The organism is Streptomyces palmae, assembly GCF_004684805.1.
GTDB lineage: Bacteria > Actinomycetota > Actinomycetes > Streptomycetales > Streptomycetaceae > Streptomyces > Streptomyces palmae.
The window spans coordinates 1-10,261 of record NZ_SRID01000252.1 but is presented as its reverse complement, the minus strand read 5'-3'; the positions used below and the strand labels follow the sequence as shown (position 1 = coordinate 10,261).

The window sequence follows — 10,261 nt, the reverse complement described above, 5'->3', positions numbered from 1 at the left end:
GGCCGGAGGTGGGGCGGAGTCGGCCAGGGGGTCGACGAAGGCCCGGACGTCGACCACGTCGGTCTCGGCGTCCGGGTGGCTTACGCCCTGCCCCGGGTCCGCGGGGGCCATCCCCTCCTCGGGATGGTCCGCGCCCTGGGCCGCACGTGCCTCCAGGTCCTTGGCGTACCGGCGCTCCATGCCCGCGCGTCCGGACAGCAGCCGGATGGCGGTACTGAAGCGTTCGGTAGGACGGGCCTCGTTGAGCTCGTCCTGCCTGCGGAGCCACATGGGCACCAGATAGGCGGCCCAGGCCCCGACGATGACTGCGTAGATGAGGCCACTGCTGCTCACGCTCACACGGTAGAGGGGTTTGCGTGAGGCAATCGGCCAATTGGCGCGGTGTGTCGCACGATCTGGCTGATATCTCGAACATTTTTTGTGATTGTTGAGATGGCCAGTCGGCAATTGTGTTCAATTGGTGAGCCAATTCGAACAGATATTTTATTTTCGAGTGGCTCGGGGGCGCACCCGATGCCAGCGGGTCACCATCCCCTCCGGCACCTCCTCCGCTGTCAGCGCGAACACCAGATGGTCCCGCCAGTCCCCGTCGATGTGCAGGTAGCGCGGCCGCATCCCCTCGGATCGGAATCCGAGTTTCTCCACCACCCGGCGGCTCGGCGCGTTCTCCGGGCGGATGCACACCTCGATCCGGTGCAGCCCGAGGTTGCGGAAGCAGTGGTCCACGGCGAGCGCGACCGCGGTCGGCATCACGCCCCGGCCCGCCACCGCCCGGTCCACCCAGTAGCCGATGTGCCCGGAGCACATCGAGCCCCAGGTGATGCCGGCGACGGTCAACTGCCCGGCCAGTCGGCCCTGGTGCTCGATGACGAACGGCAGCATCCGTCCGGCGCGGGCCTCCCGGCGCAGATGGCGGACCATCTGCCGGTAGGTGGGGCGGTGGGTGACCGGCCCGCCGGGCGGCGCCGGCGGGATGGTCGCCTCCCAGGGGCGCAGCCAGTCGCGGTTGCGCTGGTTCACCTCGCGCCATTCGCTCTGGTCGCGCAGCCTTATGGGGCGCAGGACGGTGTCGCCGTCCGCCAGTTGGACCGGCCAGCCGGCGTTCAGTGCTGACCTCCGGGGAGTCCGGCGGGTCTGGGGTGGTCGCCGCCCCGGATCTGGTCCACCGCGTGGACGAGCAGCCGGCCCAGCACCGCGAGGCCGTCGCGCACCCCACCGGTGGAACCGGGCAGGTTGACGATCAGGGTGGTGCCGGCCACGCCCGCCAGGCCGCGGGAGAGCGCGGCGGTGGGCACCTTGGCCAGCCCCTCGGCGCGGATCGCCTCCGCGATGCCGGGAATCTCGTACGCCACCACCCGGCGGGTGGCCTCGGGGGTGCGGTCGGTGGGTGAGATCCCGGTGCCGCCGGTGGTGACCACCACGTCGTAGCCGGCGGCCACCGCTTCCCGCAGCGCGGCCTCCACCGGATCGCCGTCCGGCACCACGCGCGGCCCGTCCACCGTGAGGCCGAGCCCGGCCAGCCCCTCGGCGACCAGCGGGCCGCCCTTGTCCGGATAGACCCCGGCGGCGGCGCGGTTCGAGGCGGTGACCACCAGGGCCCGGTAGCCGCCGGCGGCGGGACCGGTCCCGGCCGCGCCCGGCTCGGGCACGGTTCCGCTCACGACCGGCTCCACTCGCCGGACTTGCCGCCGGTCTTCTCCTCGACCCGTACGTCCGTGATCACGGCCGCCTTGTCGACCGCCTTGACCATGTCCACCACGGTGAGCGCGGCCACGCTGACGGCGGTCAGCGCCTCCATCTCCACTCCGGTGCGGTCCGTGGTCTTCACGGTGGCCGTGATCTCCACCGCGTCATCGGCCACCGTCAGGTCCACCTTCACCCCGGACACCGCCAGCGGGTGGCAGAGCGGGATCAGGTCGGGGGTGCGCTTGGCCCCCATGATCCCGGCGATCCGGGCGGTGGCCAGCGCGTCCCCCTTGGGCACGCCCTCGCCGCGCAGCAGCTCCACCACGCGCGGCGAGACCCTTACGCGTCCGCTGGCGCGGGCGGTGCGCCGGGTGACGTCCTTGGCCGAGACGTCCACCATGCGCGCCGCGCCGGCTTCGTCGAGGTGAGTGAGATGGTCCTGGGCGCTGCTCATCGTTCTCCCGGTCCGGGCCGGATGGCTTCTTGTGGGAGGACACCGTACCCGCAGCGGGGGACGCCTCTGCCGAGGGTGTGGCGGACGGCGACGCCTCCCTGAGGGACTGATCGCCTCCCGGGTCACGTCAGCAGGACCACGTCCACCTCAGTGCCGGCCGCGACCTCGGTGGTGTCCTCGTCCACCACGATCAGGGCGTTGGCCTCCGCCAAGGCCTTCACCAGGTGCGATCCGGCGCCGCCCACCGGGGTGACGCCGGCGGGCCGCTCATCCGCGGGCGGCTCGTACCGGCCGCGCAGGAACTGCCGCCGGCCCGCGGGCGAGGAGGCGACCGCCTTGGCGCACACCGCCCGCACGACGGTGCGGTGCACCGAGGGCAGGCCCATCAGGGTGCGGATCACCGGGCGCACGAACAGCTCGAAGGACACATAGGCGCTGACCGGATTCCCCGGCAGCGCGAGCAGCGGCACCTGGTCCGGGCCGATCCGCCCGAAGCCCTGCGGCTTGCCGGGTTGCATGGCGATCCTGCGGAACTCCACCTCGCCCCCCAGCGCCTCCTTGACCACGTCGTACGCCCCCACGCTGACGCCGCCGCTGGTGACCACGACATCGGCGCGGATCAGCTGGTCCTCTATGGCGGCGCGCAGGGTGGCGGCGTCGTCGGCGACGGCACCGGCGCGGTAGGCGATGGCCCCGGCGTCCCGGGCGGCGGCGGTGAGCTGGAAGCTGTTGGAGTCGTGGATCCGGCCGGGGCCCAGCGGCTCTCCGGGAGGCACCAGCTCGCTGCCGGTGGACATGACGACCACTCGCGGACGCGGGCGTACCGTCACGGTGGCCCGGCCGATGGCGGCCAGCAGGGCGAGCTGCGGCGGGCCGAGCACGGTGCCGGCGCGCAGGGCCGGCACGCCCGCCTCGACGTCGCTGCCCCGGGCCCGTACATGCTGCCCGGCGGCGACCGGGCGGTACACCCGGACCTCGCCGGTGGCGCCCTCGGGGGCGGCGCTGTGCGCGCGCATGGCGGTGGCGGGGCCCTTCCCGGTGCCGCCGTCGGTCCACTCGACCGGCACCACGGCCTCGGCGCCGGGCGGCAGCGGGGCGCCGGTCATGATCCGGGCGGCCTGGCCGGGGCCCACGGTGGGCAGCTCGCCACTGCCCGCCGCCACATCGCCTATGACGGTGAGCACGGTGGGCAGGTACTGGGTCGCCTGCGCCACGTCGGCCACCCGGACCGCGTAGCCGTCCATCGAGCTGTTGTCGAAGGGCGGCAGCGCCGTCGGCACCATCACGTCCTCGATCAGCACGCAGCCCTGGGCCTCCAGCAGTGGCAGCTCGATGGGCTCCAGCGGGCGGATCGTCCCGAGGATGTCGTCGAGGTGCTCGGAGACCAGCCAGAGGCGGTCCTGCCCGTGGGTCCGCTCGTCGCAGACGTCCTGTGGGCGGGCGTCCTGGCCCCGGCCGCCCGGGCTGCTCTGCGGGCCGTGACCGGCGGCCTGTGCTGCGGTGCTGCTCAAAGCGCTACATCTCCTCCGTGACGTAACTACGAAGCCAGGCCCGGAAGTCCGGTCCCAGGTCTTCACGTTCACACGCGAGTCTCACAATGGCACGCAGATAGTCGCCGCGGTCCCCGGTGTCGTAACGGCGGCCGGTGAAGACGACGCCGTGCACCGGTCCGCCCACGTCCGGGTCGCTCGCCAGCGTCTGGAGGGCGTCGGTCAGCTGGATCTCGCCGCCCCGGCCGGGCTTGGTGTCCCGCAGCACGTCGAAGATCCGCGGGTCGAGCACATAACGGCCGATCACCGCGTAGTTGCTGGGGGCCTCGGACGCCTCCGGCTTCTCCACCAGCCCGCTCACCTGGACCACCCCCTCGTCGAAGGTGGGCTTGACGGCGGCGCAGCCGTAGAGGTGGATCTGCTCGGGGTCGACCTCCATCAGCGCGATCACGCTGCCGCCGTGCTGCTCCTGGACCTCCACCATGCGGGAGAGCAGCGGGTCGCGGGCATCGATCAGGTCGTCGCCCAGGAGTACGGCGAAGGGCTGGTCGCCGACGTGCGGTGCGGCGCACAGCACGGCGTGGCCGAGGCCGCGCGGGTCACCCTGGCGGACATAGTGCATGGTCGCGAGGTCGCTGGACTCCTGGACCCGAGCGAGGCGGGTCTCGTCGCCCTTGCGGGTCAGCAGTTCCTCGAGCTCGTAGTTGCGGTCGAAGTGGTCCTCCAGCGGGCGCTTGTTGCGGCCCGTGATCATGAGGACGTCCGAGAGTCCGGCGGTGACGGCCTCCTCCACGACGTACTGGATCGCCGGCTTGTCGACGACCGGCAGCATCTCCTTGGGCGTGGCCTTGGTCGCCGGGAGGAAGCGGGTGCCGAGCCCGGCGGCAGGGATGACAGCCTTGCTGATCCGAGTACGCGATTGAGTCATGCCCCGAACCCTATCGGGTGGCTTTGACCAAATCATGCGATTTCGGTGAATATGACACAAGACTAGGAGTTTGTGCATTCAGCGATGATCAGACCAGATGCTAATAAGGCTGCATTGCGCCGGCGCCTCCTGGCGGTGAGGTCCGGATTGACGCCAGATGACATCGAGGCGGCGCAGGCCGCCCTGGCCCGGCAGGCACGGAAGCTGCCCGAGCTGGCGAACGCGGGGACCGTGGCCGCCTATGTCTCGGTGGGGCGCGAACCCGGCACCCGCGCGCTGCTGGACACCCTGCGGGCGCGCGGCGTCCGGGTGCTGCTCCCGGTGCTGCTCCCGGACAACGACCTGGACTGGGGCGCCTACCAGGGCTCCGACGCGCTGGCCCGCGCCGGACGCGGACTGCTGGAGCCCACCGGGGACCGGCTCGGCCCGGACGCGGTGCTGGACGCGGACACCGTGCTGCTGCCCGGCCTCGCCGTGGACCGGCGGGGGCTGCGGCTGGGGCGCGGCGGCGGCAGCTACGACCGGGTCCTGGCCCGCCTGGCCGCGGCCGGCGCCGACCCGGCGCTGGTGGTGCTGCTGTACGACGCCGAGGTGCTGGACGAGGTCCCGGCCGAGCCGCACGACCGTCCGGTACGGGCGGCGATCACGCCCTCCGCGGTGCACCGCTTCCCGGCCGAAGGCTGAGGTACGTACCGGACAGCGGGAGCGCACCGCTTCCCGGCCGGGCGCCGAGGTGTGTACCCGGCAGCGGAGGGCACCGCTCCCGGCCAGGAGCTGTCGGACGTACCGGACACCGGAAGCGCACCGCTTCGCGGCCGGGCGCCGAGGTGCGTACCGGACGGCGGGAGCGCGCCGCTTCCCGGCCGAAGGCTGAGGGGCGCACTCGACGGCGGTCCCCGGCGTGGAAAGGCCCCGTCCGGGTCGCGCACCGTGAGGCGCGCGCCCGGACGGGGCCGGTGAAGCGAGGCCGGTGGCCGGGGACCGTCAGGCCGCCCGGTGCCCGGTCACGGGGTGAGGGCCAGCTTGTCGTCGGTGGCCTTGTCCACCGCCCGCTCACTGAACGCCCAGGGCAGCAGCTCGCCCTTGGCCCACTTGCTCGTCTGGTCGGTGTAGTGGGGGTGGAAGGCGTGCCCGGAGGCGCCGGTGAGGTTGATCCACTGGGACTTGTCCATGTCCTGGAGGTTCACCACCATGCGCATCGAGGGCACCCAGGAGACCTCGTAACCGCCGGCCGCGTTCCAGCCGGTGGCGTTGACCGCCGCCTCACCGCCGCTCAGGTTCCACGGTCCGCGGTTGAGCAGCCACTGGATGTAGCCGGGGCCTTCCTTGCCGAGCGTCTGGTTCTTGAGGTTCAGCCGGTGCAGCCGGCCCCAGCTCCAGCCGTCGATGTCCTTGCCCAGCTTGGCGGTGAGCTCGTAGCGGGCTTCCTTCATCGCCTTGGCCAGCAGCTCGTCCCGGTCGGTGGCGCCCGGGTCGGTCTTGCTGCCGGTCGTCTTCCACCAGTCGTTCTTCGGGTCGTCGAGGATCTTGCGGACCACCTCGTACCAGCGGTCGCCGCCGTCCGGCTGGGCGGAGCTGCCGTCCCGCTCACCGCACTCGCGCACGGTCCGGGTGTTGCCGTTGAGGTCCTCGACCGGGCCCGAGTCATCGGCGCGCACCCGCACACAGCGGCCCTCGACCCGCAGCTCCTTGGGCAGCTTGTCACCGAAGGCCAGCATCAGGGTGTTGCGCCAGACGGCGTTGAAGTACGCGGCGGCGGCGGAGTCGGAGTCCTGGGTGTAGTCCCAGCCCTCCAGCAGCTGCTGGGCCTCGCGGACGTAGCCGTCCTTGATGTCGATCTTGAGCAGATAGGGCGTGAGCAGCTTGGCGATCTCACTGCTGCTGTCCATCTGCATGGTGCGCATGTCGTCGGTGGAGATCTTCCCGCCGTCCTTGATCTTCGACTCGATGAGGTCGTTGATCCGCTGGCTGCGGGTGCCGTAGCCCCAGTCGTCGGTCAGCCGGTACTTGTAGCCCTTGCCCACCACGGCCTGGTTGGCGGTGACGATGTAGCCGCGCTTCGGGTTGTACTCCCAGGGCAGCTCGGACTGCGGTATGAAGCTCTTCCAGCGGTAGGCCGGGTCCCAGCCGGGGGCCGGGTAGCGGCCGTCGCCCTTGCCGCGGACCGGGATCTGGCCCGGGGCCTGGTAGCCGATGTTGCCGTCGGTGTCGGCGTAGATCAGGTTCTGCGAGGGAACCGCGAACTTGGCCGCGGCCTGGCGGAACTCGCTGAAGTTCCGCGCGGTGTTGAGCGCGAAGACCGCGTCCATGGTCTTGGAGGGGGTCAGCGCGGTCCAGCGCAACGCCACCGCGTAACCGTCACCGCGGTCCGGGGCGACGTCGCCGACCGGAGCGTTCTCGCCGACCTTGTCCAACTCGTCGTCGAGCGCCTCGTCGCGGTCGGAGATCAGCGGACCGTTGTTGGTGGTGCGGACGGTGAAGGTGCGGCTCTTTCCGCCGGCGACCTTGATGGTCTCCTGACGGGTGGTGAACGGCACCTGCTTGCCGTTGTACAGGTAGCTGTCGGCGGTGACCTTCTCCAGGTAGAGGTCGGAGACGTCGGCGCCGAGGTTGGTCATGCCCCAGGCGATCTTGGCGTTGTGGCCGATGACCACGCCGGGCATGCCGGAGAAGGTGAAGCCCGCCACGTCATAGGGGCAGCGTGCGGTGACCTGGTTGCAGTGCAGACCCATCTGGTACCAGACCGAGGGAAGTTGCGGGGCCAGGTGCGGGTCGTTGGCGAGCAGCGGCTTGTTGGTGGTGGTGTGCTTGCCGGAGACCACCCACGAGTTGGAGCCGATGCCGGAGCCGTTGGGGCCCAGCAGCGCCGGCATGTCCTCCACGGTGCTGGAGATCCGGGTCAGCTGGCTCTGCAGCCCCTGGGTGGCGGCGTTCTGCGAGGTCTGTGTGCCCTGGGTGCCCTGCGTGCCCTGGGTGCCCTGGGTGCCCTGCGTGCCCTGGGTGCCCTGCGTGCCCTGGGTGCCCTGCTGCGGGGTCTGCGTGCCTTGCGTCCCCTGCTGCGGGGACTGGGTGCCGTCGGTGCCCGCCGGGGTCTGGCCGGAGTCGGTCGTACCGCCGGCCGGCGCGGTGGCCTTGGGATCGAAGCGGCCGGTGACCGGGTCCACCGCGCCGCCGTCCACGATCGGCCGGTTGCGCTGGTACGGATAGGCCGGGTACAGCTCCTCGATCTGCTTGCGGCTGAGCCGGTTGGCGGCCAGCGCGCGGTCGATCTCCTCCTGCACGTTGCCGCGCAGGTCCCAGGCCATCGCCTTGAGCCAGGCGACCGAGTCGACCGGGGTCCACTTCTCGGGCCGGTAGTCGTTCACGAAGTCCAGCGCCGCGTACTCCACCGACAGCTCCTTGCCGTGGTGCTCCTTGAGGTACGCGTTGACGCCGTCCGAGTAGGCCTGGAGGTACTTCTTGGTCTGCGGCGAGAGCTTGCGGTCGTACTCCTCCTGCGCGACGCGCCGCCATCCCAGGGTCCGCAGGAAGGCGTCGGTCTCCACCTGGTCCTTGCCGAACATCTCGGAGAGCCGCCCGGCCGTCAGGTGGCGGCGTACGTCCATCTCCCAGAAGCGGTCCTGGGCCTGCACATAGCCCTGGGCTCGGAACAGGTCCTCGGGGGTGTCGGCGTACAGCTGCGGGACGCCGTAACCGTCCCGCTTCACCTGGACCGGCGCGGACAGCCCCTTGAGCTGGAGGGATCCGGTGGTCTCCGGGAAGGAGGCACGTACCGTACTGACGCTCCAGTACGTGCCGTAGCCCACACCCGCAACGAGCAGCAGCACGACTGCGATCACGATCAGGCGGGCACGTCGGCCCTTCTTCTTCCGAGAAGGGCCGTTTTGGTTGGCGGGCATCGCTGTCCTTCGAGGGGGCAGGTGGTCCTGGAGTGCTGGAGCAACCATAGGCGCAGCGCTCCGACCGCCCCTACGCGGTGCCCCGAAGGGGATCAGATGATCACAGGCCGGGAAGGGCAGTCGTCAAGAACCGGTAAAATGTTAGGTAAGGCAATGAAGTTTTCGCTCGGCCGGAAGGAACGTTCCGGCCGTTCCCGTGAGAAAGGTTCGGCCCCTGACTGTCCACCACCTCAATGAAGTCCTGCTCATCTGCTCCCTGGTGCTCCTCGTTGCCGTGGCGGCGGTCCGTGTCTCGACCCGCAGCGGGCTCCCTACCCTCCTGATCTACCTCGGCATCGGCGTCGCCATCGGCCAGGACGGTATCGGTGTCGGCTTCGACGACGCCGAGATGACCCAGGTCCTCGGCTACGCGGCACTGGTGGTGATCCTCGCCGAAGGCGGCCTGGGCACCAAATGGCGGGAGATCAAACCGGCCTTGTCCACCGCCGCGGCGCTCGCCACCGTAGGCGTCGCGGTGAGCGTGGGAATCACCGCCTGCGCTGCCCACTATCTGGTCGGGCTCGGCTGGAAACAGGCACTGATCATCGGCGCGGTGGTGTCGTCCACGGACGCGGCGGCGGTCTTCTCGGTCCTGCGCCGGGTGCCACTGCCGTCCAAGCTGACCGGTGCCCTGGAGGCGGAGTCGGGCTTCAATGACGCCCCGGTGGTGATCCTGGTCGTGGCCTTCTCCGCGCGCGGCCCGGTGGACGACTGGTACGTGCTGGTCGGCGAGATCGCCCTGGAGCTGGCGATCGGCGCCGCGGTGGGCCTGGCGGTGGGCTGGCTGGGGGCGTACGGGCTGCGGCACGTGGCGCTGCCCGCCTCCGGTCTCTACCCGATCGCGGTGATGGCCATCGCGGTCAGCGCCTACGCGACCGGCGCCCTGGCGCACGGGTCCGGCTTCCTCGCGGTGTACCTGGCAGCGCTGGTCCTGGGGAACGCCAAGTTGCCGCACGCCCCCGCCACCCGGGGCTTCGCCGAGGGGCTGGGCTGGATCGCCCAGATCGGCATGTTCGTCCTGCTCGGCCTGCTGGTCACCCCGCATGAGCTGGGCAAGGACGTGGTCCCCGCGCTGGTGGTCGGCCTGGCGCTGACCGTGGTGGCACGGCCGCTGTCGGTGCTGGTGAGTACGGCGCCGTTCCGGATGCGCTGGCAGGAGAAGGTGCTGCTGTCCTGGGCCGGACTGCGCGGGGCGGTGCCCATCGTGCTGGCCACCATTCCGATGGTGAGCCAGGTGCCGGACAGTCGGCGCATCTTCAACATCGTGTTCGTGCTGGTGATCGTCTACACCCTGGTGCAGGGACCGACGCTGCCCACACTCGCCACCTGGCTGCGGCTGGGCAACACCGAGAGCACCTCGGACCTCGGCATCGAGTCCGCCCCGCTGGAGCGGCTGCGCGGGCATCTGCTCTCGGTGGCGATACCGACGACATCCAAGATGCACGGCGTCGAGGTGGCCGAGCTGCGGCTGCCCGCCGGGTCGGCGGTGACGCTGGTGGTGCGGGACGGCACGAGCTTCGTACCGCTGCCCTCCACGGTGCTGCGGCGCGGAGACGAACTGCTGGTGGTCGCCACCGACCCGGTACGCGACAAGGCCGAGGCCCGACTGCGCGCGGTGGGCCGCGACGGCAAGCTGGCCGGCTGGCTGGGAACGACGGGCTAGCCCGGCCTCGCGGGAGACCGTGGGGCCGGCGGGAGCCCGGGGGCCACGGGGGCCACGCGGTGAGTGAGGTCCGAGCAGGTGCCCCTGTGCCCAGTCGGAGAG

Annotated in this window: 8 protein-coding genes and 1 pseudogene; 2 read left to right on the top strand and 7 right to left on the bottom strand. The window is 71.1% G+C overall.

Translation table 11 applies throughout. From position 1 onward, the window contains the following. The 6 genes and pseudogenes from E4099_RS22620 to galU form a co-directional block, all read right to left on the bottom strand. Positions 1-333, bottom strand: a pseudogene (locus E4099_RS22620) (hypothetical protein); the annotation flags it as partial. Between the two features lie 150 nt (positions 334-483). Next, a complete protein-coding gene (locus E4099_RS22615) occupies positions 484-1,107 on the bottom strand; it encodes a GNAT family N-acetyltransferase (protein ID WP_135340944.1) in 624 nt (207 codons plus the stop codon). Further along, positions 1,104-1,661 carry a MogA/MoaB family molybdenum cofactor biosynthesis protein gene (locus E4099_RS22610; protein WP_245245086.1) on the bottom strand — a complete coding sequence of 186 codons (558 nt, stop codon included), beginning with the start codon at positions 1,659-1,661 and terminating at the stop codon, positions 1,104-1,106. The genes E4099_RS22615 and E4099_RS22610 overlap by 4 nt, the downstream gene beginning before the upstream one ends. Continuing rightward, entirely contained in the window at positions 1,658-2,140 is a 483-nt protein-coding gene (moaC, locus tag E4099_RS22605; protein WP_135340943.1) for a cyclic pyranopterin monophosphate synthase MoaC, read from the bottom strand. The genes E4099_RS22610 and moaC overlap by 4 nt, the downstream gene beginning before the upstream one ends. A gap of 122 nt (positions 2,141-2,262) precedes the next feature. After that, a complete protein-coding gene (glp, locus tag E4099_RS22600) occupies positions 2,263-3,651 on the bottom strand; it encodes a molybdotransferase-like divisome protein Glp (RefSeq protein WP_135340942.1) in 1,389 nt (462 codons plus the stop codon). Positions 3,652-3,655: 4 nt separating this feature from the next. Further along, positions 3,656-4,558, bottom strand: a complete 903-nt coding sequence (gene galU, locus E4099_RS22595; protein ID WP_135340941.1) for a UTP--glucose-1-phosphate uridylyltransferase GalU — start codon at positions 4,556-4,558, stop codon at positions 3,656-3,658. Between the two features lie 84 nt (positions 4,559-4,642). Between galU and E4099_RS22590 the strand changes: the two genes are divergently transcribed. Continuing rightward, the gene (locus tag E4099_RS22590) at positions 4,643-5,242 is read left to right on the top strand and encodes a 5-formyltetrahydrofolate cyclo-ligase (RefSeq protein ID WP_135340940.1); all 600 of its coding nucleotides are present in this window, start codon (positions 4,643-4,645) and stop codon (positions 5,240-5,242) included. A 320-nt stretch (positions 5,243-5,562) separates the two neighbouring features. Here E4099_RS22590 and E4099_RS22585 read toward each other — a convergent pair whose 3' ends face one another. Next, the gene (locus E4099_RS22585) at positions 5,563-8,457 is read right to left on the bottom strand and encodes a penicillin acylase family protein (protein WP_135340939.1); all 2,895 of its coding nucleotides are present in this window, start codon (positions 8,455-8,457) and stop codon (positions 5,563-5,565) included. A 196-nt stretch (positions 8,458-8,653) separates the two neighbouring features. Here E4099_RS22585 and E4099_RS22580 point away from each other — a divergent pair, with 196 nt between their 5' ends. Continuing rightward, positions 8,654-10,159, top strand: a complete 1,506-nt coding sequence (locus E4099_RS22580) for a potassium/proton antiporter (protein WP_135340938.1) — start codon at positions 8,654-8,656, stop codon at positions 10,157-10,159. Positions 10,160-10,261 lie beyond the last annotated feature (102 nt).

Bases quoted from the DNA above. Each gene is read 5' to 3' on its own strand.
- moaC (WP_135340943.1), bottom strand. From the start codon at position 2,140: ATGAGCAGCGCCCAGGACCATCTCACTCACCTCGACGAAGCCGGCGCG.
- galU (WP_135340941.1), bottom strand. From the start codon at position 4,558: ATGACTCAATCGCGTACTCGGATCAGCAAGGCTGTCATCCCTGCCGCC.
- E4099_RS22590 (WP_135340940.1), top strand. From the start codon at position 4,643: ATGATCAGACCAGATGCTAATAAGGCTGCATTGCGCCGGCGCCTCCTG.
- E4099_RS22585 (WP_135340939.1), bottom strand. From the start codon at position 8,457: ATGCCCGCCAACCAAAACGGCCCTTCTCGGAAGAAGAAGGGCCGACGT.